27 protein-coding genes and 1 riboswitch are annotated in these 23,960 nt (G+C 52.5%); of the genes, 6 read left to right on the forward strand and 21 right to left on the reverse strand.

Translation table 11 applies throughout. The features are described from left to right. Positions 1–46: 46 nt before the first annotated feature. From rpsD to rpsI, 6 genes are read left to right on the forward strand one after another with little or no spacing between them, the layout of a single operon-like run. Positions 47–673 carry a 30S ribosomal protein S4 gene (gene rpsD / locus VMX96_08100; protein ID HUU63858.1) on the forward strand — a complete coding sequence of 209 codons (627 nt, stop codon included), beginning with the start codon at positions 47–49 and terminating at the stop codon, positions 671–673. A 17-nt stretch (positions 674–690) separates the two neighbouring features. Continuing rightward, complete coding sequence (locus VMX96_08105) at positions 691–1,716, forward strand: DNA-directed RNA polymerase subunit alpha (protein ID HUU63859.1); 1,026 nt, start codon at positions 691–693, stop codon at positions 1,714–1,716. A gap of 3 nt (positions 1,717–1,719) precedes the next feature. After that, positions 1,720–2,073: a 50S ribosomal protein L17 gene (rplQ, locus tag VMX96_08110; GenBank protein HUU63860.1), complete on the forward strand. Its 354-nt coding sequence runs from the start codon at positions 1,720–1,722 to the stop codon at positions 2,071–2,073. Between the two features lie 2 nt (positions 2,074–2,075). Next, positions 2,076–2,822 carry a tRNA pseudouridine(38-40) synthase TruA gene (gene truA, locus VMX96_08115; protein HUU63861.1) on the forward strand — a complete coding sequence of 249 codons (747 nt, stop codon included), beginning with the start codon at positions 2,076–2,078 and terminating at the stop codon, positions 2,820–2,822. Further along, positions 2,819–3,280, forward strand: coding sequence for a 50S ribosomal protein L13 (rplM, locus tag VMX96_08120; GenBank protein HUU63862.1), 462 nt, complete (start codon positions 2,819–2,821; stop codon positions 3,278–3,280). Before truA ends, rplM begins: the two co-directional genes overlap by 4 nt. Continuing rightward, the gene (rpsI, locus tag VMX96_08125) at positions 3,281–3,676 is read left to right on the forward strand and encodes a 30S ribosomal protein S9 (protein ID HUU63863.1); all 396 of its coding nucleotides are present in this window, start codon (positions 3,281–3,283) and stop codon (positions 3,674–3,676) included. A gap of 4 nt (positions 3,677–3,680) precedes the next feature. On the opposite strand, the gene VMX96_08130 is transcribed toward rpsI, so the two are convergent. From VMX96_08130 to VMX96_08230, 21 genes are all read right to left on the reverse strand, one after another. Next, positions 3,681–4,880, reverse strand: a complete 1,200-nt coding sequence (locus tag VMX96_08130) for an acyl-CoA dehydrogenase family protein (protein ID HUU63864.1) — start codon at positions 4,878–4,880, stop codon at positions 3,681–3,683. Positions 4,881–4,925: 45 nt separating this feature from the next. Further along, on the reverse strand, positions 4,926–5,996 hold the full coding sequence (locus VMX96_08135; protein HUU63865.1) for a bifunctional phosphoglucose/phosphomannose isomerase: 1,071 nt from the start codon (positions 5,994–5,996) through the stop codon (positions 4,926–4,928). Positions 5,997–5,999: 3 nt separating this feature from the next. Then, positions 6,000–7,424 carry a phosphoglucomutase/phosphomannomutase family protein gene (locus VMX96_08140; GenBank protein HUU63866.1) on the reverse strand — a complete coding sequence of 475 codons (1,425 nt, stop codon included), beginning with the start codon at positions 7,422–7,424 and terminating at the stop codon, positions 6,000–6,002. 1 nt (position 7,425) lies between these two features. After that, on the reverse strand, positions 7,426–7,650 hold the full coding sequence (locus VMX96_08145) for a GDP-mannose 4,6-dehydratase (GenBank protein HUU63867.1): 225 nt from the start codon (positions 7,648–7,650) through the stop codon (positions 7,426–7,428). Then, positions 7,626–8,741: an NDP-sugar synthase gene (locus VMX96_08150; GenBank protein ID HUU63868.1), complete on the reverse strand. Its 1,116-nt coding sequence runs from the start codon at positions 8,739–8,741 to the stop codon at positions 7,626–7,628. Before VMX96_08150 ends, VMX96_08145 begins: the two co-directional genes overlap by 25 nt. 90 nt (positions 8,742–8,831) lie before the next feature. Continuing rightward, the gene (gene metK / locus VMX96_08155) at positions 8,832–10,028 is read right to left on the reverse strand and encodes a methionine adenosyltransferase (GenBank protein HUU63869.1); all 1,197 of its coding nucleotides are present in this window, start codon (positions 10,026–10,028) and stop codon (positions 8,832–8,834) included. Positions 10,029–10,058: 30 nt separating this feature from the next. Next, positions 10,059–11,312 (reverse strand): adenosylhomocysteinase, encoded by a 1,254-nt coding sequence (gene ahcY / locus VMX96_08160; GenBank protein HUU63870.1) that lies wholly within the window; start codon positions 11,310–11,312, stop codon positions 10,059–10,061. Continuing rightward, positions 11,309–12,223, reverse strand: coding sequence for a PfkB family carbohydrate kinase (locus VMX96_08165; GenBank protein HUU63871.1), 915 nt, complete (start codon positions 12,221–12,223; stop codon positions 11,309–11,311). Before VMX96_08165 ends, ahcY begins: the two co-directional genes overlap by 4 nt. Positions 12,224–12,285: 62 nt before the next feature. After that, positions 12,286–12,834, reverse strand: coding sequence for an NTPase (locus VMX96_08170; GenBank protein HUU63872.1), 549 nt, complete (start codon positions 12,832–12,834; stop codon positions 12,286–12,288). A 212-nt stretch (positions 12,835–13,046) separates the two neighbouring features. After that, entirely contained in the window at positions 13,047–13,247 is a 201-nt protein-coding gene (locus VMX96_08175) for a DUF6485 family protein (GenBank protein ID HUU63873.1), read from the reverse strand. Between the two features lie 4 nt (positions 13,248–13,251). Then, entirely contained in the window at positions 13,252–14,241 is a 990-nt protein-coding gene (locus VMX96_08180; protein ID HUU63874.1) for a methionine synthase, read from the reverse strand. 122 nt (positions 14,242–14,363) lie between these two features. After that, positions 14,364–15,227, reverse strand: a complete 864-nt coding sequence (mtnP, locus tag VMX96_08185) for an S-methyl-5'-thioadenosine phosphorylase (GenBank protein ID HUU63875.1) — start codon at positions 15,225–15,227, stop codon at positions 14,364–14,366. Positions 15,228–15,267: 40 nt separating this feature from the next. Beyond that, positions 15,268–16,113, reverse strand: a complete 846-nt coding sequence (locus tag VMX96_08190; GenBank protein ID HUU63876.1) for a hypothetical protein — start codon at positions 16,111–16,113, stop codon at positions 15,268–15,270. Continuing rightward, positions 16,103–17,146: an S-methyl-5-thioribose-1-phosphate isomerase gene (gene mtnA, locus VMX96_08195; GenBank protein HUU63877.1), complete on the reverse strand. Its 1,044-nt coding sequence runs from the start codon at positions 17,144–17,146 to the stop codon at positions 16,103–16,105. The genes VMX96_08190 and mtnA overlap by 11 nt, the downstream gene beginning before the upstream one ends. A gap of 53 nt (positions 17,147–17,199) precedes the next feature. Beyond that, a complete protein-coding gene (locus tag VMX96_08200; GenBank protein HUU63878.1) occupies positions 17,200–17,622 on the reverse strand; it encodes a hypothetical protein in 423 nt (140 codons plus the stop codon). A 137-nt stretch (positions 17,623–17,759) separates the two neighbouring features. Beyond that, the gene (gene ade, locus VMX96_08205) at positions 17,760–19,460 is read right to left on the reverse strand and encodes an adenine deaminase (GenBank protein ID HUU63879.1); all 1,701 of its coding nucleotides are present in this window, start codon (positions 19,458–19,460) and stop codon (positions 17,760–17,762) included. Further along, positions 19,461–19,988, reverse strand: a complete 528-nt coding sequence (gene hpt, locus VMX96_08210) for a hypoxanthine phosphoribosyltransferase (protein HUU63880.1) — start codon at positions 19,986–19,988, stop codon at positions 19,461–19,463. Then, positions 19,973–20,368 (reverse strand): CoA-transferase, encoded by a 396-nt coding sequence (locus VMX96_08215; protein HUU63881.1) that lies wholly within the window; start codon positions 20,366–20,368, stop codon positions 19,973–19,975. Before VMX96_08215 ends, hpt begins: the two co-directional genes overlap by 16 nt. A 452-nt stretch (positions 20,369–20,820) precedes the next feature. Then, a complete protein-coding gene (locus tag VMX96_08220; protein ID HUU63882.1) occupies positions 20,821–21,609 on the reverse strand; it encodes a heme ABC transporter ATP-binding protein in 789 nt (262 codons plus the stop codon). Then, positions 21,609–22,661, reverse strand: coding sequence for an iron chelate uptake ABC transporter family permease subunit (locus tag VMX96_08225; GenBank protein ID HUU63883.1), 1,053 nt, complete (start codon positions 22,659–22,661; stop codon positions 21,609–21,611). Before VMX96_08225 ends, VMX96_08220 begins: the two co-directional genes overlap by 1 nt. A gap of 83 nt (positions 22,662–22,744) precedes the next feature. Continuing rightward, on the reverse strand, positions 22,745–23,701 hold the full coding sequence (locus VMX96_08230; protein ID HUU63884.1) for an ABC transporter substrate-binding protein: 957 nt from the start codon (positions 23,699–23,701) through the stop codon (positions 22,745–22,747). A 106-nt stretch (positions 23,702–23,807) separates the two neighbouring features. Next, positions 23,808–23,950: riboswitch (cobalamin riboswitch) on the reverse strand. Between the last annotated feature and the right edge of the window lie 10 nt (positions 23,951–23,960).

Raw genomic sequence — 23,960 nt, forward strand, 5'->3', positions numbered from 1 at the left:
CCTATGTCCTCTAATACTATACTGAAAAAGGAGTGGAGTTAAAGATATGGCTCGCTATACCGGACCAGCTTGTCGGCTCTGCAGAAGGCAGGGTGAGAAGCTGATGCTAAAAGGGGAGCGTTGCACCAGCAGAAAGTGTGCTTTAGAGCGTCGTAGCCTGCCCCCAGGGCGGCAACGACCGCAACGTCGAAAAATATCTGACCGCGGCCTCCAACTGAGGGAGAAGCAGAAGGCAAAGCATATATATGGAATTTTAGAAAGGCAGTTTCGCAAGCATTTTGCTGAGGCTGAGAAGCGACCAGGGGTCACCGGCGAAAACCTGCTCCAGATTCTGGAGATGAGGCTTGACAATGTGGTATACCGCCTGGGTTTCGCTGACTCGCGAAGGCAGGCTCGCCAGATAGTTCGTCACAGGCATATTAGCGTTAATGGACGTAGGGTGGATATCCCTTCTTACATGGTCAAGTCGGCGGATATGATCGCATGGAGGGAAAGTGGCATATCAACGGAGTACTATAAGCGGATGGCCCAGCAGATTGGAGATAAGATAATACCCGAGTGGCTGAGCCTAGACCGAGAAAAGCTCTGCGGCCAAGTCCTGGCCCCGCCCAACCGTAGCAATATCGACCTTAGCATCAACGAGAAGGTTATCGTTGAGTATTATTCCCGATAGTTATTGGAGGTAAACGCTTGTCCGAAATCGTGAATCCCCAAATAGAATGTGCCGAGATCTCTGATAAATATGGCCGCTTTATTACCGAGCCTCTTGAGAGAGGTTCTGGTATTACCATCGGAAATGCCATGCGCAGGGCACTGCTAAGCTCACTACCTGGTGCCGCGATAACGCAGGTCAGTATCGAGGGGGTTCAGCATGAGTTCTCCACCGTACCACACGTGAAGGAGGACACTATAGAATTCATGTTGAATGTTAAGAAGATCAGGCTCCGTCCCCTCTCATCTGCTGGGGGAAAACTGAACCTGAGAGCCGAGGGCGAGGGTAACGTTTTAGCCGGTGATATCGAGCCCTCGGCCGAGTTCGAGGTGGTGAATCCCGATCTTCACCTGGCCACCCTGGATTTCCCCGAGGCTAAGCTGATCGTGGAATTCAATGTGGAACAGGGCAAAGGATATCGGCCGGCAAGCCAGGGCTACCAGCCTGGAGGCTATGGCGATGGTCTTCCCATCGGGGTACTTCCCCTGGATGCAATCTTCACCCCCGTGCGCAAGGTTAATTACAATATCGAGACCATTAATATGGGGCAATTCAGCTACGAGAGATTGGTCCTCGATGTATGGACCGATGGCACTATATCACCAGTTGAAGCGTTAAGCCGTAGCGCTCAGTTATTAATCGGACAGTTCCAGCTATTCTATGAACTCGATAAACTCCCGTTACGGGTCGGAGAAAAACAGCCTCGTCTCCCAATCCCTCTGGAGCAATATAATATGCCTATTGAGGAGCTTGGCCTTTCCGTGCGTACTTCTAACTGCCTGAAGCGGGCTGGTATCACAAAGGTAGGGGAGGTGTTTGATAAGAGCGAGCAAGAATTGCTTAACATAAATAATTTCGGAAAGAAGACGCTGGAGGAGTTGATGGAGCAACTCAGGGCGAAGGGTCTAGTTTCGGAGGATAGTGAGGAAGAGAAGTGGGACAAGGCAGAGGATGAGGCAGCGGAGGATGCGGCGATGCAAGACGAACCAGCGGAGGGTTTTTAGCAAATGAGGCACCACGTTGCCGGCAGAAGGCTATCCAGGCCAACAGGCCACCGGGTTACAATGTATCGAAACCTGGTAACCGACCTTTTGAAATATGGAAGGATAGTGACCACCGAGGCCAAGGCGAAAGAGGTTCAGGGTATGTCAGACAGGATAATCACCTTGGGAAAGGGAGGCAGCCTGCATAACCGCCGTCAGGCTCTGGCCTTTGTAACCGATAAGGATGTGGTAGCAAAGGTGTTCAATGAACTTGCCCCTAGATATGCCCAGCGTCCGGGTGGCTATGCCCGGATAACTAAACTTGGACCCCGTCTAGGAGATGGAGCACCAATGGTGCAACTGGAATTGGTGGAGTAATCATGAATATCGCCCTTGTCGTGGAATATGAAGGCACCAGATACCATGGCTCCCAGATTCAGCCAATTGTGCCCACCATCCAGGGTGAGCTTGAGCGCGCCCTAATGGTGGTTACCGGAGAGGAGATTCGCACTTCATATGCTGGCCGTACCGACCAGGGGGTTCACGCCAAAGGGCAGGTAGTTGCCTTTCACACAGATTCCCCACTCCCCCCAAACACCATCGCCCGCGCGCTGAACCATTATCTGCCAGATGATATTGCCATTAGAAATTCTTATATGGTAAACGATGATTTCGACCCGCGGAGAGATGCCTTGAGCCGGGAGTACTGCTACTACATCTGGAATAGCCGGAACCCTTCCCCTCTCTTGAGGCGGAGTGCCCATTTTGTTCCCAAGCCCCTCGAGATTGCGGCGATGAACGAGGCTTGTCAGGCTATTCTGGGGACACATGATTTCGCCCCTTTTGCCAGCTACCTCAACGGTAATAGAAATACGGTGCGTACCGTTCATAAGGCGATGGTAACGAGTGAGGGCGATCTGGTTAGCTTCCACTTGGTGGCTAACTCCTTCTTACCCCATCAGGTGCGTAATACAACGGGTGCCCTGGTGAAGGTGGGGCTGGGAAAGAGCGATGTGGCAACCTTTTATGAGATTCTTAAGTCAAAAAAGCCAGCTACAGCGGGGCCTACTCTACCACCACATGGGTTGTGTCTTTTGAAGGTTAATTACCCTGGAGGGATAAAGTGAAGACCTATAGCACAAAATTATCAGATATCACGCACCAGTGGCATGTTTTCGATGCCACAGGAAAGACCCTGGGGCGACTGGCATCAGAGGTGGCCACTCTGCTCCAGGGCAAACATAAACCAATATATGCCCCTCACCTCAATACCGGCGACTTCGTCATCGTGGTAAATGCGGCCAAGGTCAGGGTGACCGGTAAAAAAGCACAGCAGAAGCTCTATTACCGTCATTCCAATTATCCAGGCGGGCTTAGAAGCACCACCTTTGCCCATATGATAGAGACGCACCCCACCCGGGTAATCGAATCGGCCGTGAAGGGGATGATTCCCCACAATCGACTGGGACGTGATATGATGAAGAGGCTAAAGGTCTATCCGGGAGATGCACACCCCCATCAAGCTCAGGTGGAGGGATCGAAGGTAAAGGACATTCAAGAGGAAATTACTAAAAAGGGGACGTAGTTGAACGATAAAGGCTACTTTTACGCTACGGGAAGAAGGAAAAATGCAGTGGCTCGGGTGAGGCTGTTTTTCGGAGCGGGTGCCATCGTGGTAAATGGCCAGCCGTATGAGAAGATATTGCTTTCGGAGAGGTTTAGGAAAGCGATCCTGGAGCCGCTTTTGGTGACCGACAGCCTGGAAAGGTTCAGCGTTAGCGTTAAGGTGACCGGTGGTGGCTATGCCGGGCAGGCTGGAGCTATCCGGCACGGTATTGCTCGTGCCCTGGTGGTGGCTGATGAGAGCCTGCGTCCACTACTTCGCAGTTACGGACTGCTTACACGTGATGCTCGCGTCAAGGAACGAAAGAAACCTGGACTGGTCCGTGCCCGCAAAGCAAAGCAATACACCAAGCGATAATATCTCAGACGCTCCTGGGAAGCCCCAGTCCCCTCTCTGCAATGATGTTACGCAGGATCTCCGAGGTACCCGCAGCAATAAGCATGCCAGTTGAGTTCATATACATATCTGGCATCATGCCTCCAAGGGGAGCCCATTTTGAGCCTATCCACAGCTGCCCATAGAGTCCCATTATCTGAGTTCCCACATTGGTAATCCGCTGAAGTGTTTCAGAGGCGAACACCTTAATCACAGGAGCTTCATAACCGGGTAACTCCCCTTTTATTTGTTGGCAAACGATGCTATAGCTAATCACGCGGGCAATCTCGACCTCAATGGCCAGCTCCGCGAGTTCCTGCCTTATTAAGGGGTCTTTCCCCAGGGGCTGCCCGTTAACCTTGATTTCCCTGGCAAAGCTCACCAGTTCCTCGATGAGCCGCCGGGCGACACCAGCGAACATAACGCCCATGGTCCTCTCGAAAGCCATGGCAATCATAGTATGATACCAGCCGCGATTCTCCTCACCTATCAAATTACTTTTGGGGACATGTACATCATCAAAAAAGACCTCGTTAAAAAAGCTATGCCCGGCCATGTTTAAAAGGGGGCGCACTGTGATGCCCCGGGTCTTCATATCGACAAGGAGGAGGCTGATGCCGTGGTGCTTTTTAGAGGCATCGGGATCTGTCTTAACCAGCAGCCAGCCCCAATCGGCAATGTGAGCAGCGCTGGTCCATACCTTCTGCCCATTGATGACGTACTCATCCCCCTGCAGTACAGCACGGCACATCACATTGGCCATGTCCGAGCCAGCGCCGGGCTCACTATACATGGTGCACCACCATTTCTCCCCGGCGGCCAGTGGCGGCAGGTGTTCATTCTTCTGTTCCTCGGTTCCCATAAGAAGCAGGGTGGGGCCAACCCAGGTTATCCCGCCGACGCCCATATCTATGCCGGGCAATAGGTGATAGGCTGCCTCCTCTTTAAATATCATGTGCTTAATTGGAGAGACCTCCAGTCCGCCGTATTCTTTGGGCCAGTTCATGGCAAGCCATTTCTTTTCCCCCAGCCTCCTTGCTACCTGCCTGGTTAATTCAAAGTTCTGGGGATCAAACTCGGTCTCCAGATCTCCCCAATATCCTGATGGCAATGGAAGTTCCTGCTTGATAAAATGTTGCACCTCACGGCGAAATGCTTCTTCCTCTGGGGTAAATCTAAAATCCACAGCGGCACACCTTCCTGCAGAAACGCTTTCTAATCGAATTAATGACTATATCTCGGCCCTCGCAAGTCGTCCCTTAATGTAATCGATGGCAGCCACTGGGGAGGGATCAACCCCATTAAGTAGTGCCAAGTAGTAGCTTACGTAGTCGCCAAGCAGCACCGCGCTCATCATCTGGCTCAGTGGGCTCTCCCCTTTAGTCTCCACCACTTCATGGTCGACCCCGGCATCGTTGAGGAGATCAGCGGTGACCTCATAGCGGATTAGGATGCGGGGGTGAAATAGGGCAGAGCGCAGCATTATCACGAAGGCCTTCTGATTAATCCATGCGGGATATCTATAGCCGACTATAGCATTGTGGTTCAGCTCAGGAAAGTATTCAGCGAAAGCCCATACCTTGCTGCATTCGTTTAACTGGGTCTTCCAGCGAAAGGCTACCTTAGAGAGGATACCTGCCCCATAGATAGTCACCAAACGCCCCGAGAGCCTGACAGCTAGCTGCTTGGCACGGTTCGCCTCGAGCGGGATGCTCCTATCAAGATTTAGTGCCAGCTCCTCTAGAACCCTTACAGTTTCATCTACATCGTGCGGCTCGATAGTGATAAGCCCCAGCTTCTTAAAAAAGGCCAGGAGCGAAAAGAAGCTGTAGCCGAAGGCAACGCGGGGCTCAGCTTTATAGTGGAAGGTAAATACAGGAATGCCCTTTTCTAAAGAGAGGGTCTTTAATCTGCCTCCGGTTGTGATCGCCAACTTCTTGGCGTTTGTCTGCAGAGCTTGGGAAAAGGCAGATAGCGTCTCCTCGGTGTCACCGGAATAGCTGGAGGCTATGACTAGGGTCCGCTCATCTACTAATTGTGGTAGATTGTAGTCCCGATGCACCAGAACGGTAGCTTTACCCTGCTGAGTCATAGTCAGGGTGCGTACCAAGTCACCGCCAATAGCGGAGCCCCCCACTCCGATAATGATCACCTTGTCCACATCGGCGTAATCGGGGGGCAGCGGGAGGTCGATAGCGCCCTGCCATGCCTTGAGACACTGCTGCGGCAGTTTGCCGATTCGCCCTATCATATTAGAGGGGTCGAATCTCTGATAGATTTCAGGCGCATCCAGGTTTGCCATAACCTAAACCCCAGCCATCTTTTTTCCCAAAGCGATGAGGCCCTTGACCCGTGCTGTGCTATCGCTCTCGGCATAGATTCGCAGAATAGGCTCGGTTCCTGAAAAGCGGATAAGCAGCCAGGTGCAATCTGCCAGCAGGAAACGAAAGCCGTCGTCGGTCTCGATTCCGGTGACCGCGATGTTATCGATATGGCTAGGCCTGCTCCTTAAGAGGCGACGGGTGATTGACTCCCGTTCACCAGCAGGGAATTCGATGTCAGTACGCTCGAAGTAGTGGGGGCCAACCTTGCTAAAGAGGTATTCTACCAGTTGAGAGGGGCTCTTTTTCTCCCTGACCATCAGGTCCAGAAAGAGCAGGCCAGAGAGTATGCCATCGCGCTCTGGCATATTGCCACGAAAGGCAAAACCGCCGCTTTCCTCACCACCGATCAGCGCATCCTCGGCAAGCATCTTTGGGGCCACGTACTTAAAACCCACGGGGGTTTCATAGACTGGCACCCTATAAAGATCCCCCAGTCTATAGAGCATGCTGGTCGATGTTATCGTCTTGATGATTGCGCCACGCCTGTCGCAAACCTCGAGAAGATAGAGAGCAAGCAGGGCAAATACCTGAAGGGGGGTGAGAAATACCCCTCGCTCATCTATGATGCCGATGCGATCGGCATCGCCATCGGTGGCCAGGCCCGCGCTGGCCCCTTCTCCCTTCACCCTGGCGGAAAGCTCCCCCAGGTTTGATGCTATGGGCTCGGGCTGGAGGCCAGGGAATAACGGATTTCGCTCGCCGTGTATCTCGATAACCTCCGTAATGCCTCCGCTCAGAATGCGACGGAAGTATCCAATCCCCGCCCCATACATCGAATCCACCATCACCCTCAGTCCGCTGTTGCGCAGTCTCTCCAGGTCAACCAACTCCCCGATATGATTAAAATAGGGAGTGGTGGGGTCGATCCTGGTCACCATTTCATTACTAATTGCCTGCTCCAACGGCATCCGCTTAACCACATCGCCAGCCTGGATCCGGGATATATGCCTCTCTAACTCGGCGATAACCTCCGGAGAGGCACTGCAGGCGCTATCCACCTTGTACTTAAAGCCGTTCCAGGATGCTCCGTTGTGACTGGCAGTGATTACGATGGCACCGCCAGCTTTTTTCACCAGGATGGAGTAGCTAATTACCGGGGTGGGGGCAGCGTCTTGGCAAAGGTAAACCCTGATACCATTGGCGGCAACGACCTCTGAGGCAGCAGCAGCGAAGTCCTCGGAGGCAAACCTGGTATCATAGCCCACGACCAGGCCATAACGGGCGAGCCCCGCACCATTAAGGTAATCGGCAACGCCCTGTGCACATACTCTCACGTTTTCAAATGTGAAATCATCGGCGATGATCCCCCGCCAACCATCGGTTCCAAATATAATGGGTGTGGCCAACTTAAACCCTTTCTCGCCAGTAGTCCAAGAGATCCTTTAGTGTCTTTTCGAAGGGGATTTGAGGCTGCCACCCGGTTAAGTTACGGAACTTGGTGGCATCGCAGACAAGTACCTTCGCATCGTAGGGTCGAAGCCGAGCTGTATGTATCCTGACCTCGATGCCGGCATCAGTCATGCCAAGGAGCATACCGAGCATCTCCCTCACCTCCCTGTCAGCTCTTGGCAAGAATGCTTTTCCTCAGGCCAAACCTTGGTCCCCGGAAGCAATCTCTTATCGCTACCCACGATCACATTACTACCCAAAACACAACCCTCCATAACCTCGGTTCGTTCTCCAATAGCTACACTTTCCGCTATCACACAATTCTTGAGCGATACCCTCTGTCCAAGTTGAGCGTTCTGCCAAACTACTGACCCCTCAATAAGGCTGTTTTCCCCAATTCTGCAATCTTGCCCGATGACTGAGGGTCCCTTTACCCGCGCCCCGGAACCAATAACGCAGTTTCTACCAATTACCACCGGCCCTTCAAGCTCAGCTCGAGGCTGTATGTCACAGCCTTCCTCAACCCATATCCCATTGCCAGATTGCTCCCCAGGGAATCTCCGGATAACCTGTCCCTTGAGCAGGTCATGGTGAAGCTTCAGATATTTCTCGGGGGTGCCGATGTCGATCCAATAATCACTGGAGTGGTAGCCGTACAATGGATCGCCGTGCTCCAAGAGCAGGGGAAAGAGACCTTGCTCGAAGCTGAAGATCGATCCTTCCGGGATGTCGCTTAGCACTTCAGGCTCAAGAATGTAAGCACCGGCGTTTATCATATTGGTGGTCACCTCATTCCGGCGCGGTTTTTCCAGGAAACGCCGCACCCTGCCCTCATCATTGGTCTCCACTACTCCATAGATGGTAGGGTCCTCTACGGGCGTTAGGGCGATTGTAGCCTTTGATCCCCGCTTTCGGTGAAACTCCATCATCGCGGTGAGGTCGATGTCGGTGAATATATCGCCGTTAAAAACAAAGAAGGTTTCATCGATATGCTCATCGACATTCTTAACTGCTCCCGCTGTGCCCAGTGGGGAATCCTCCAATGCATAGCTTAGCTTTATGCCAAAGTTGCTGCCATCGCCAAAGTGGCGCCGGGTACGATTGTGAAGGTAACATAGTGTCAGTATAATGTCATCGATGCCATGCCGCTTCAGGTACTCGATCATGTGCTCCAGGAATGGCCTGTTCGCAATAGGCACCATAGACTTAGGGGTATTTAAGGTAAGGGGACGAAGCCTTGTCCCCTCACCACCGACCAAGATCACCGCCTTCACATTTTCACCCTTTTTCGCCACATACTACCAGGGTTTAGCATTATTCATACTTTAGCCATTTGTAGCGCCTGCGTCAACGCTATGCTTTTCTTAATTAAGGCCGGCCTCAGCTTTGAGTATGGCCGCCTTATCGGTCTTCTCCCATGGGACATCTATATCGGTGCGACCAAAATGACCATAGCTGGCGGTTTGCCTGTAGATTGGACGTCGTAACTTCATAGTCTCGATAATCGCACCAGGGCGAAGGTCGAAGTGCTTGTGGATCAGCTCAACGATAACATCATCGGGGACCCTGCCGCTACAGAATGTCTCTATAGAGATGGAAAGGGGACGAGCCACTCCGATGGCATATGAGACCTGGAGTTCGAGGCGATCCGCTAGCCCCGCTGCTACCAGGTTCTTAGCCACATACCTGGCCGCATATGCCGCGGAGCGGTCCACCTTGGTAGGGTCCTTTCCCGAGAAGCTTCCGCCTCCATGTCTGGCGATGCCGCCATATGTATCAACCAGTATCTTGCGCCCAGTGAGGCCGGTATCTCCCATTGGTCCTCCAGTGACAAAGCGCCCCGTTGCATTGACATAATATTTGGTTCTTTCATTTAGTAGAGAAGCGGGGATCACGGCCTTGATCACCTGCTCAATAACATCGTGCTCAATGACATCGTGGCTGATGGCAGGGTCATGCTGGGCGCCGATAACCACGCTATCGACTCGCTGGGGAACACCCCTGGAGTACTCCACCGTCACCTGCGACTTGCCATCGGGGCGCAGATAACGCAGTGTGCCATCCTTTCTTACCTGGGCCAGTCTCTTGCATAACTTATGGGCTAGGGAAATGGTAAGGGGCATGAGCTCAGGGGTCTCGTTGCAGGCAAAGCCCACCATCATCCCCTGGTCACCAGCACCCAGGGTCTCTCTCTCGTTATTATCCTCACCGCTCCTTACCTCAAGCGATTTATCCACCCCCATAGCGATGTCCTTCGACTGCTCCTTGATGGAGACCATAACCCCGCAGGTCTCGCAGTCAAATCCGTACTTGGCACGGGTGTAGCCCACGTCTCGCAATACCTTGCGCACGATGTCCGGTATTTCTACATAGCAATCGGTGGTAATCTCCCCCATAACAAATACAAGCCCGGTTGTTGCTGCGGTCTCGCAGGCAACCCTAGCCATAGGGTCACGTGCCAGAATGGTATCGAGGACGGCATCGGAGATTATGTCGCAGAGCTTATCAGGGTGGCCTTCGGTAACCGACTCGGAGGTAAGAAATAGCGAGGGTGCGCTCATAAAAGTTGTCATCTTTTTCTCCTTCCCTTTCTATGTCCCTGATTCCCAGCTCTCAAGATACTTCCTTTGTTCCTCAGTAAGCACATCAATTGTCATCCCCATGGAAGCTAGCTTCAGCCGGCCAACCTCCCTGTCGATATCCCGAGGCACGGGGTAAATACCTGGCTTAGACTTTTCTCCCTTAACCATGTACTCCACGCATAGCGCCTGATTGGCAAAGCTCATGTCCATAACGCTTGCCGGATGCCCCTCGGCGGCGGCCAGGTTTATCAACCTGCCTTCACCAAGCAGGAAGATTCGCCGACCACTGGGAAGGGTGTATTCGTCAATATAGAGGCGTATGCGGCGCTTGGCCTTTGCCATCTTCTCCAGGGCGGGGATGTTAATCTCCACATTGAAATGCCCGCTGTTGGCCACTATTGCCCCATCCTTCATCGCGGAGAAGTGTGCGCTGTCGAGGACGTTCATGTCACCAGAGAGGGTGATAAATATGTCGCCTACCTTCGATGCCTCAGCGATGGGCATCACCGAGTAGCCATCCATGACCGCCTCCAGGGCACGGATGGGCTCGACCTCGGTCACGATTATATGTGCCCCCATGCCCCGAGCCCTCATCGCCACCCCCCTACCACACCAGCCATAACCGCAGATCACCACCTTCTTTCCCGCCCATAGGATATTAGTGGCACGTGTGATGCCATCAATAGTGCTCTGACCAGTGCCATAGCGATTGTCAAATAAGTGCTTGGAGTCTGCGTCGTTCACTGCGATGATGGGGTAGAGAAGCTTACCCTGCTGTGCCAAACTCCGTAGCCGGATACAGCCTGTGGTGGTCTCTTCGGTGCCCCCTATAATGCCACTGACCAGTTCCCGGCGATCTTTATGAATTGTGCTCACCAGATCAGCGCCGTCATCCAGGGTGATATGAGGACCATATTCTAGGGCAGCACTAATGTGCCCATAGTAGGTTTGGTTATCCTCCCCCTTTATGGCATAAACCGGGATGTCGTACTCTTTTACCAGGGCAGCGGCGACATCGTCTTGGGTAGAGAGGGGATTTGAGGCGCAGAGTACTAGCGTGGCACCCCCCTCCTTTAAAACCATCGCCAGGTTCGCTGTCTCGGTGGTAACATGGAGGCAGGCGGCAAGGCACACCCCTTCGAGTGGCTTCTCCCTGGCAAAGCGCTCCTTAATTAGCCTCAGTACTGGCATCTCACGCGACGCCCACTCAATACGCAGCATCCCCGCTGCGGACAGGGAAGGATCCCTTATGTCAGCCTTCATAAATTACACTCCTTATCTTCAAAATGGGTACACCTCTGTAGCTCGTAGTATCTTTTATCAATATCAGCTCTGGTCAGGGAGCGGAGGCCATCGATGCTGAACTCGGAGATGGTAAAGCTGGCCACTGCAGTGCCGTGGATAACAGCCTGCCTCAACATTTGTGGGGTGAACTCGTTTACCTGATCTAGGTAGCCGAGGAAGCCTCCGGCAAAGCTATCCCCAGCGCCGGTGGGGTCCTTGAAATCGTAAACGGGATAGGCTGGGGCGATGAAGTGGTCATCGCCGCTAAGCATGACCGCTCCGTATTGCCCTCTCTTTATGATCACCGTTTTGGGACCCATATTGAGTATGCTTCTGGCAGCAGCAAAGGTGTTCTGGCTTTGGGCAAGCAGGCGGGCCTCTGACTCGTCCATTATGGCGATGTCCACGGCGCTTATCGCTCGGCTCAGGAGTTCACCCTTGCCCCTGATCCAGAAGTTCATGGTATCGACCACCTTCAGACTGGCCCCGCTAACCTGTTCCAGCACCTCGCACTGGAGTTCAGGGTCGATATTGGCGAGAAATACCAGATCGCTGTCCCGGTAACCTGGGGGAAGGGTTGGATGGAAATCGGCAAAGACATTGAGCTCGGTCTTCAGTGTTTCGGTGATATTTCGCTCGAAATCATAGTGGCCAGCCCAGCGGAAGGTCTTACCCTCGATTACCTCAAGTCCCGCAGTATCGACGCCACGCCCGGCGAGGAACTGGATATGCTCGGTGGGAAAGTCGGTGCCGGCGACCGCGACTAGGTTTACCTTGGTATAAAGGCTGGCGGCAGTGGCGAAGTAGACAGCAGAGCCGCCGAGAACCCCGTTGACGCTGCCCAGGGGCGTCTCTACCGAGTCAAGAGCCACCGAGCCCACAACCAGCACGCTCAACCGGTTATCTCCCTCACTCCGCCTTCGCCTCCGCTTTTGTATTCTCGGTATTTATATCAACTATCATTTATCGTCGAATCCAGCCATTGGATCACCTGCTCCAGAACCTTCCGATGATTCGTCCTGGTCACCGTTATGATAACCACGTTGGGGTTTTGCCTAATCTGGTTGGCCCAGGGATGGGAAGAAAGCATGATGGTACCCAGCACCCTCTTATCGCTATTTACCGACTCCAGCACAGCTTCCTTGAAATCGGGTGAGAAAAGCTCCATCTTCCCGATCTCGTCGATCACTACCACATCGCACTCACGAGCTGCCTCCCTTAGTGCAGCGACTCCCACCCTATCCAGTCCATCTATATCCACCCCGTACTTGCTAACCCGATAGGGACTCTTGATACCTGTATGGGCCAGGATGGCGCTCTCCCCATCTAGGGTAACGAGCCTGAAGCCCTGCCTCGCCCTGCTCTCCCTTATCTCCTCGGTGAAAAATCCCCCCGCTTTTATGTGAGTCCTATCCAGAGCTTGCTTAATAATTGTGGTCTTGCCCACCCCGGGGCCGCCGGTTAGGAGACAGGCTGTCCTCTCGATATTACTCTTCTTCATTTTCTCGCGGGGCTTTTACTGTGCGACCCTCCTCCTCTTAATCATAGCGGCTCCTAGAAACTGGGATTAACGTTTTGAATCTAAAATCTCCACTTCCTCGATCTCGGACGGGTTATCACGCTGGCTAATAGAATACTCCATGCAGGAATCTCACTCATCAAACATTGCCGGCGGTGTCCCGTGGCTAAAGCGGTAAACGGTCTCTGCCTTTGCTATGTCCTTTGACCGAAAATCTCCACAAATTTGGCGATGGAGCGGTCGCAGGTTCTTTCGACATCCGGAGGGAAGAGGCAGCCCGGTAGCTCGCCAAGATTTCTATGATAGCGGATGCAATCGCAACACTTCCCCTTGCGCTCGCAGGGCTCGTAGGTGCAGGTGCACCCCTCTCTGTTGGCATCGATACTGCACTCCAACCTCTCATCCCTCTCTGATATATCTTTTTCTCAGTTCTTTTGATACCCCGGCAAGGCACTCCAAAGCCCACGCTGCCGCCTCCTCCGAGAGCGAGTCCAGGCCGCATGAAGGGGTAACCAGACATCGCTCTGTTAGCAGGCGAAAGCTGACCCCTTTTCGATCCAGTGCTCCCATTCCATCCTCCAGGCGGTCGATAAGGCTCTTTACCGTTTCTCCCTTCAGGGCTTGTTCATCGTTTGCTACGATGCCCCAGGCGATCACACCGCCACGCTCCAGAAATGATTTCACCTCCTGGGGATAAAGAGCAATGGTGTAACCATAATTATAGGCATCAAAGCTAAGAATGTCGAGGTTCGTGGCAAGCAGTATTGACCAATCCGTATTGCCACAGCAGTGTACTCCCTTGAGCCCGCTGATACCAGCGAAAACCTCCTCTAAAAGCCCTTTTACCTGCTCCTCAGCGAGTGAGACAAAGGCGGAACCCACCGATGCCATATAGGGCTCATCGACGAAGATGATGGTATTGGGTGAGATGGCCTTAAGCTCCCGCTCCTGCCAGGCAGCCTTCATGCGTAGGTGTTTGGCCAGGGCATCAGCAAGCGTATCGTCATAGAGGATGGGGCGACGGTTCTCATCGGTGACCGTTAGCCCCCAGGTAACAGGGCCGGTCACCTGTCCCTTGACGCCAAATGGCGACCTTAGCTCCACTTCAAGTAGTGTGTGAAGACCAGCGGCATAGTCCGGGCTTATAGCATATCTCTCGACCCTGTTCTCTAGATAGGTATTGTAGAGCTGCTCCAGTGGCTCATCCAGATCTTTTGAACGATCGACATAAACTCGATCCCCTTCGATGACCACGCCGGGGAAACCATCGCTGAACTGGGCATACATGTTCTCCGAGAAGGAACGCTTGGGTAGTTGTGGCCAGGCGGGGATTTCGGGTAGGAACTTAGCCACCAGTGAGCAGGCCTCTCGCGGGTCGGTATGAGGCATGCTTCCCACTGCAGTAGCTAGTCCGCTTAACTCAAATCGGGGCAGTTTTCCGCTCCTCCCTAAGAGGTATCCCAGCAGCTCTACTCTTCACTATAGCAGCATTGAGTGGGCTATTCCTGAGATCACCTAATATACTTACCAATTAAAAGGTCGAGTTCCTTTTTCATCCGCTCGGGAATCTTCTCCGAGTCGGTGATAATGGCGTTTTTAAGCGCCTCGGCACAGCCACATTCGCGTCCCTCTGGGATGCGTGCCGCCGCTATATTAATGATCTTCTTGGCTATATCAGCACTACGCGCCAGGTTGGCAAGCGCCATTTCGATAGTTACCGACTCCTCGGTTTCATGCCAGGTATCGTAGTCGGTAATGCAGGCAAGTGTAGCATAGCATATCTCCGCCTCCCTTGCCAGCTTTGCTTCCGGTAATGCCGTCATACCTATGATGCTTGCTCCCCAGGAGCGATAGAGGTTCGATTCCGCCTTTGTGGAGAAGAGTGGCCCCTCCATCACGATATAGGTACCCTCCTGGTGAACATTGGCCCCCACATCGATGGATGCCTGATACAGTATATTGCTGAGAACCGGGCAGAAGGGTTCGGCAAAGCTGGCATGGGCAACCAGCCCCCCACCGAAGAAGCTGTTCACCCGGCTTCTGGTGCGATCGATAAGCTGGTCGGGTATGACAATGTCCAGGGGATGGATACCCTCTTTCAGGCTTCCTACCGCATTGACGGAGATGATCCACTCCACGCCCAGTGACTTCAAGGCGTAGATATTGGCGCGGGACGGTATATCCGAGGGGCTTACATAGTGCCCCCTGCCGTGGCGGGGGAGGAATGCGATGCTCTTCCCTTCCAGTTCGCCGATAATGATAGCATCGCTGGGCTCGCCGAAGGGGGTCTTAGGCTTCACCTCTTTGACAACAGTCATCCCCTCTATTTGGTATAGTCCACTTCCCCCGATAACCCCTATCTTGGCCTCAGGCATTAAGAAACCTCCACGTTTCTATGCACTTCCACCGGTCAGTTTATGATGCTTTGTTATCTTTTTCAAACATACGCCCTGTATAATCGAATGGTAAGGGCATTTTCATTATGGGGTCTACGGCTTTGTCGAGATTAGTTACTATTGAGTCGAATCTCTTTTGCCATGAGATTACGTTTGGTTTGTCATAATCTAGCTCTCTAGCAAGGGCGAAACTCTCAATCGCTTCTACGACACGAAGTATTGTTACAGTTAATATGAAAGCTTTATTTGGCAAATCCTCTATTCTCGTATCTGGCGCAGCCATTATCATGTACTCATCCCCTGTTAAAGATACTGACAATGCATCATGAAGTGCACAAGGGAGCGTTGGATGTTTTACTTTGCATAACCACTGGTACTGCGCGTATATCATTTCAGCTTGAGCATCGTATTCCTGATCAGATAAAACCTTTCCAGATTTTTCGTCTTCTTGTTTTGATTGGTAAGCATACATTTTGCACAGATTGGCTACAGACCAAGGAGAGCCGCCAGATGCATGATTCCACATTTTTTCTGCCCTTTGAACATTGCCTGCTAAACAATTGGTAATAAGAGCATTTTCAAATGCTGCAGCTGCTACTGAGCCAGCTTGAGATGTATAACCGAGCAGGAGTAAGTTCCAAGTGGCCCTTAGGTCGTTTAGCAAGCGTTTTAAGAATAGAGCAGCGATAGCAATATCCTTAGTTTTTTGGCACTTGCAACTCAAAGTTGGCACTTCCATTCCACATTCATAGCAATCTGTAATGGGTCGCGAAAAAGGTTTCAGCATTTTCGCTATCTTCGGGCTTTCAGCTACTTCTAATGGCGACAAAGCGTCCCAGAACCCATGTGAATCCTTAATGACCATCGTTTACCCCAAGCTTCCTCAACCTCTCCACATAGGGCTCGCGCACTATACCACGCTCGGTAATTATAGCAGATATGTAGCGATGGGGGGTAACATCGAAAGCGGGGTTTGCTACCTTAACTCCCTCCGGGGCGATAGGAACCCCTCTAATGTGGGTAACCTCTGTAGCGCTTCTCTCCTCAATGGGTATATCATCACCCGATTCCAATGATATATCGATGGTGCTTGTGGGGGCGGCGACATAGAAAGGGATACCATTCTCCATCGCCGGCACCGCCAAGTTATAGGTGCCGATTTTATTCGCGACATCGCCATTTGAGGCAATCCTATCAGCACCTACGATTACGCAATCGATGCCTCCTCTGGAAAGGAAATGACCCGTCATGGTGTCGGTTATTAGGGTGAAAGGGATGTTATACTTAATTAGCTCCCATGCGGTAAGACGCGCTCCCTGTAGCAGGGGACGAGTTTCGCTAGCGAAGACGTGTATTTTTTTACCTCTCTCCCATGCCGTCCTGATTACCCCCAGTGCGGTACCATAGCCCGCTGCCAACGCCCCGGTGTTGCAGTGAGTCAGTATAGTAAAGCCATCCTCTATAAGCTCGTCACCGTAGGAGCTCAGCTTTCGCTCTGCCGCCTCACCCTCGGCATCCAGCCTTTGGGCCTCAGAGATAAGTGCCACTTTTATCCGGGCAACGCTCTCGCCGGCTTCTGCCACGCGGTTCATCCTCTCCAGTGCCCAGAACAGGTTAACCGCAGTGGGTCTGGTGGCAGAAAGCGTCTCTGAGATGGGACGAAGTTTTTCCATAAATTCATTCTTCGATTTTGCCTCGATCCCCTGTGCCCCCAGTGCTATCCCGTAGGCAGCGGCGATGCCTATAGCTGGCGCGCCACGGATTCTCATCCCCTTGATTGATGATGCCACCTCGCGGTAGTCCGAAATCTCCAGGAAAACCTCCTCCCATGGAAGCTTAGTCTGGTCGATCATTATAACCTTCTTTGATACCCACTTTATGGCTTTAAACTCACTCATTTTAACCCTCTCATCTACTCCTCCATATATTTTCAAATTTGCGCCTGCCCACTCTATACCTTAACCCTCCTTCTCCATATCAAAGCTACAACAATGACCGCGATGAAAGTTACCTCAACTGCAAGTCCCCAGGGCATCGAAAGCTGATCGAACAAGTCATGGATAGGGCTTCGCCCTATAGTAGGACGCAGGATAATCCAGTCAACGATATCTGGAGATAAGGCCCACAGCATTCCCCACCAGTAGTGGCGCATAAGGTAAGCCAAGGCGGGAGTCAACACAACTAGGCCAGCAAGAACGAAGGTGCTTAGCAAATCGCCAGGATAGGGAACGATTTGTAGGATAGCTGGTGTACCCGGTGGCCAAGGACTGTGTAAATGCTGTATAGGCTCAATTATCGAGTTACGAAGGAGCAAGTTGTCAAGGAGAGCGGCGCTTAGAAGAGCGATCCCTGCCGTAGGTACCCGTGTTTTCATGCCCTTCTCGGTGAGGGCACCAGCAGCTAGATGGTAAGGAGCATACATCTACACAAACTTTCATTTCCTTTAAAACTTCTCTCGTGTGACAATAGGTTTTCCTGTTACATTGAATAATAACGATTTGTACTAACCTATCATTTGAGTAGCTTGAATTCTACCACATCCACCAAGCCTTTATCAGTGAGCCTCAGCTCAGGTATCACGGGGAGGGCGAGAAAGGAGATGGTGGCAAAGGGAGAGGCAAGCTTCGCTCCCAGGTCTGCGGCGGTTTTTTCAAGCTTTTCCAGCTTATTGACCACGGTCTCGAGCGGCTCTTCTGATAATAAACCGGCGATAGGTAAAGGAAGCGCATCTAAAATCTTGCCATCTGCGGCGATGACCAGCCCACCCTCCAGTCGCTCTATCTCCTTTACTGCTATAAATATATCGTTATCCTCCACACCCACAGCGATGATGTTGTGGGAATCATGGGCGATGGATGAGGCCAACGCCCCACGCTTGAGCCCAACACCTTTCACCAGCCCCAGACCTATGTTCCCGGTAGCCTTATGCCTTTCCACCACCACCAGCTTGAGGATGTCACGCTCGGGATCGGGCACAACAAATCCACCCGCAACCTTAGACCTCTCCGCCAGCTTTTTAGTGATTATCTGGTTAGAGACAATCTCGATAATGGGATAATTCCGTTTCTCCGCAGGTATCCTCAACGCCTCTATATCGAATGGTTTAACCCTCATTGTATGGGTCATCGACTTGTCCCCCCGCAACACGGGCGAAAAAAGCGGCTTGCCGTCTCTGGCTACCAATTTTCCACGATAAAACACCATCTCTGCCTGATATTTAGCAAGGTCACCGGTTACCACGAGATTTGCAATATAGCCCGGTGCAATCGCTCCCCGGCCAGGGATTCTGAAGTAATCAGCGGTATTTATCGTGGCCAGTTGTATGGCGCGCACTGGATCCAGCCCCAGTTTAATTGCCTTCCTTACCACTGCATCTATATCGCCATCTCGCAACAGGTCGGCACAGCTGCGGTCATCGACAACGAACAAACATCTTTTGTATGTCTTATCGGTCACCAGCGGAAGGAGTTCCTCTAGATTCTTCTCCGAGGAACCTTCCCGGATCATCACATACATGCCCCGCCTAAGCTTCTCCCTTGCCTCCTCAAGGGAGATGGATTCATGGTCGGAAAGGATGCCACAGGCGATGTAGGCGTTGAGGCCCTTCCCCCTAAGCCCTGGGGCATGCCCATCGACCACCCTGCCCTGCGATGCAGCTATCTTTGCCAAAACCTCCCCATCGGCAGCCAGCACGCCGGGGAAGTTCATTACCTCCCCCAGCCCAATGGTGTTCTCCCATGATAGGGCGGAGGCAATATCCTCTGCCGTAAGCCTGGTACCAGAGGTCTCAAGTGGGGTTGCGGGGACACAGGAGGGTACCATGAAGTAAAGGTCCAGGGGTATGTGCCTTGCCGAGTCGAGCATGTATTTCGCACCCTCGAGCCCCTTAACATTGGTGATCTCATGGAGGTCAGTCACTATGGCTGAAACGCCGCGTGGAACCACTACCTCAGCATATCGGGCGATGTGCAGCATGGAGCTTTCGGGATGTATGTGACCATCTATCAGACTGGGGGAGAGGTATTTACCCGCCAGGTCGATCACCTCTCCACCGAGCTGATAATCGCCAATGCCGGCAATCCTCTCACCGTAAATGGCAACATTTCCCTCCTCGATCTCGCCACTCAGGGTGTTCACCACCCTGGCATTGGCTAGAATCAGGTCGGCAGAGGCCTCTCCTTTAGCTACCTGAATAAGCTTTTCTATACTCATTCAATCCTCAACGGTGCAGATATCGGGTAAATTACGGAATTTCTCATCGAAGTCTAGTCCGTAGCCCACCACGAACCTATCGGGGATGGTGATGCCCAGGTAATCGATGGGAACTATGGTCTTTCGCCTATCGGGTTTGTCAAGCAGGGCACAGAGCTTAACCGAGGCAGGCTTCCTCTTGTGCAAGTAACCCAATAAATGGCTTATGGAGAGGCCAGTATCTACGATGTCCTCCACAACCAGGACATCCCTCCCCTCAAGCGGGGAGCGCAGCCCTTTCACCACCCTGATTTTTCCCGAGCTTACCTTTGCCGAGCCATAGCTTGAGAGGCTGGCAAACTCTATCTCCACCGGGATTTCTAGAAGTCGGACAAGGTCGGCCATGAAAACGAAAGAGCCCTTGAGAATACCCAGGAGAAGGGGATTTTTGCCATGATAGTCTATGCTTATCTCTTGGGCCAGCCTAAAGACTTCCCTATGTATCTCCTCTTTAGTAATCAGTATTAACGGTTTCAATGGAATTGCCATAGCTCCACCTCCTTGATGTCCCCGGCTACTGCCAACGTAGGCTCAGTTAAAGCCTGGATCTCCTCAACTGTCCAGCCGGGGGCTATCTCCCTTAGTAAAAGACCTTTCGGCGTGACCTCGATCACAGCCAGATCGGTAACGATCAGGTCTACACACGCCTTGGCGGTGAGAGGATATATATATTCCTTTACAACCTTGGGCTTTCCATCCTTGGTAGTGTGCTCCATGGCAGTGAAAATCCTTTTCGCCCCCATGGCCAAATCCATTCCACCACCTATGGTGCCACCAAGGGTATCAGTGCCAGTGTTCCAATTGGCCAGATCACCCTTCTCTGAAACCTCGAGTGCCCCGAGAATTGTGGTCAGACGACCGCTACTCACGGGCTCGACAGCACACTACTGCGCCATTATATTTCCGTGCCACTCCTTTGTCCAGCAGTTACAGTGAATCACCTTTCAGCAAGCTGAGGGGCATCCGTGGTGCGAATTCTTCCACCTTCATCGCTCTAATTCGCTTTGCGGTGCCTAAAGACGCTGCTTGCCACCCCCACCCTGCGATTCACCCCGCCAGCAAGCTCATGGATATCCTCGCTAAATTTTATAAAAATATGGTAGAGAGGTTTTTACGAGCACATTCAGGGTAAGTATTGAAATGCGTTAGATATACCCGAGCACATTTTAAATAATCCAGTCAGGAAAGCGTTAGTACGAGAGAATGGAGAGTATAAATAGTGCGATTGGATGACGGAAATTCAGCGTCGCGACAGGAGTCCCTACTCTCAGGAGGCTCGGTGTGCTGAGCAAAGGACAGATAATTGAGACAGTGACAGCCTTTATCTTGGCAGAGTCTGCCCGGGGACAACCACTACATGGGGCGTATTGGTAAAGGGGTGCCGTGTTACCTGAACCGAGGCAGAAAAGACCTCTTCTATAGTTTCGGCGGTGAGCACTTCTTCAGGGGTGCCATCAGCGAAGATGCTACCCTCTTTAAGCAGGATGAGCCTTTCGAAGTAGAGGGCAGCCATGTTGAGGTCATGCATCACTCCTATAACGGTGACCCCCTGTTCGCGGTTGAGGCGCCGCACCAGGTCAAGGATCTCCACCTGATGGTTGATGTCCAGGTGCGCTGTAGGCTCGTCCAGAAGTAATATTCTAGGTTCTTGAGCCAGGGCCATGGCAAGGATCGCCTTTTGCCGCTCCCCGCCGCTTAGTTCATTGAAGAAACGCTCCTTCAGGGATGCGATGCCGACATGCTCCATAGCTTGCTGCACCACGCTATGGTCCCGCTCCCCCTCATCGGAGAAGATGCTGTGAAAGGGGGTCCTGCCCAGAAGCACTACCTCCCTCAGGGTGAAGGCGAAGGGCATACTGAACTGCTGCGGCACTACAGCTACACGCTGTGCCACCTGCCTCCGTTTCATCCTGCCCAATATTGAACCGTTAAGATGTATATCTCCAGTTGCTGGTCTCAGTACACCGCTCACGAGCTTTATAAGAGTGGTCTTCCCCGAGCCATTTGGCCCCAGAAGAGCCACCACCTCTCCTTCCCCGACTGATAGGTTGATTTGACGTAAAACCGGGTTGTCACCATAGGAAAAAGAGACCTGCTTAATGCTAATCATCAAAAAGCATACTCCCTTCTGGTGTGCCTCAACAGGTAAATGAAGAACGGTGCCCCGATGATAGCAGTCAGGATCCCTATTGGTATCTCACTAGGGGCAAGCACGGTGCGGGCAAAGAGGTCGGCGAGGACAAGGAAGGCACCGCCAGAAAGCGCTGCCGCTGGCAGGAGGAGGCGGTGGTCGGGGCCCAGCACCAGCCTAACTGCATGGGGAACCACCAGCCCGACAAAGCCCACCAACCCGCTTATGGAGACTGCCGCTGCCGTTAATAAGGAGCCCAGGGCAAGGATAAGAATTTTTTCCCGCTCCACATCGATCCCCAGGTATGCAGCACCCTCCTCCCCCAATGAGAGGGCATTGAGACGAAAGGCAAGGAAGCGGGCAGCGATAATCCCTCCTATGATCAGCGGGGCAATGAGGGCAATCTGTGTCCAGCCGGTTACCGAGATACTTCCCATGAGGAAAGAATAGACGTTCTGCAGAAACCCTTGCCTGCCGCTCAGGGTCACCATGAGGAAAACGACAGCGGTCAACATCGCGCTTACGGCAAACCCGGCGAGGAGCATGCTCACAATGGGTGTTTTACCTCCTACTTTGGCCAGGTTATACACCAGGAGTACAGCACCCAGCGCCCCAAAAAAGGCGGCGATGGGCACCAGTCCAAAGCTGAGGAAGGCAACACTTACCGGGAGCATCATGGCAATGGTAGCTCCAAAGGCAGCGCCGGCCGAAGTGCCTATAATGTAGGGGTCAGCCATCGGGTTTCGCAGCATCCCCTGGAACAGCACCCCCGCCGATGCCAGAGCTGCCCCCACTAATGCCCCGGCAACGACCCGGGGTAGCCTGATTAGAAAAAGGATGGTCTCATCGCTTGGCTGCCAGGTGGCGGTGAAATGGAACAGCCCCGTCTTGTCCAGTACCATCTTTATTATATTTAGCGGAGAGATGGAAACTGCCCCGAGAGAAACGGCGATAAGCATGCACAGAAGCAGGAGCGCTCCCAGCGCCAGTAAGATCAGCAGCCGGCGATTTTGCCTTAATCTGGCGAACAAATCTAATCCTTTAAGCACATATATGGTAATCCAGCGTTATTCACGCTAGACACCAGCGCCGCTGGAATGCAGCAGTCCTCAAGCTAGTCCTCAAAGAGCTCAGGGTGAATCAACGTTGCCAGTAGCTCCAACCCCTCGGCGATACGCGGTCCGGGGCGCACAAGCGTAGTATCATCAATAGCAAAGATCCTTTCATTCTTAATCGCATCCAGGTCTTCCCATACTGGTTTGCTCACTACATCCGCGGTGGAGACACCCCAAAGAGCGCCACCAAGCACTATAATGTCAGGATTGGTATCAACCAGATCCTCCAGGTTATAGGTGGGCCACCCCTCAAGATCTCCAGCGATATTTACGCCGCCGGCCAGAGCAATAAGAGCATCTATGAAAGTGCCATTACCTGCGGTCCACAGTAAAGCTGGATTGCTAACATCGACTCCATAAAAAACGGCTCGTATCGAGACACCGGAAACCTTAGCTACAATCTCATCGATGTCGTCTCCTAAATCAGCAACTAACACCTCCGCTTCCTCTTCCTTACCGCTTACTTCTCCAACCAGCTCAATATCATGAAAAATACCATCGATGTCCTTTGCATTGAGGACGATCGCCGGAATTCCTAATTCATCTAGATCATAGACATAATCGGGAACCGTCGCACCGATAGCGAAAACCACATCAGGCTTTAAATCCACGATGGTCTCCAAGTTGAATCCGGGAAAGGGCGCGCCAACTTTTTGTATTTCGCCGGTATCTATTTTCTCCACTAGCTCTTCCGGATAGTCGCAGTAATCGGTAACTCCGACCACCTTGTCTCCCACACCGAGGGCAAATAAGATCTCCGTAGCACTGGGAGCAAGGGAAATGACGCGCTCTGGGATATCTGCTATAGTGACCGTTCTCCCATGGTCATCGGTTATCTCCAGCGATTGTTTGGTATTTGAAGGTGATGATGTAGAAGAAGCAGTAACCGGTAGGAGCGCGCCGGCCAAAATCAGCGCAGAGCCTAGAGCAATCAAAATCAAAGCTAACCTTTTCACTAAACCCTCCTTTTTATGACAGAACAAAAAAATCCCCTCGCTCTGCAGAACGAGGGGAACATTCAGGCTAACTGGCCATGCTTCCCACCCCCCTTTACTCCGCGGAGGCTTTAGGAAAACCAGAGGCGGGTGTTCTGACTCCCCCGAATTTCGGGGTCACAGTAGGCGGGACTGTGCCGGATTCTCACCGGTCTTGCATTCCCGTTAAGCCCTCGCTCACGCTCGGGCACCTCTAGGCTCTCTATTCAACTTTGCTCAG

The sequence above is a fragment of the Dehalococcoidia bacterium genome, assembly GCA_035528575.1.
In the GTDB taxonomy this organism is placed as follows: domain Bacteria; phylum Chloroflexota; class Dehalococcoidia; order E44-bin15; family E44-bin15; genus DATKYK01.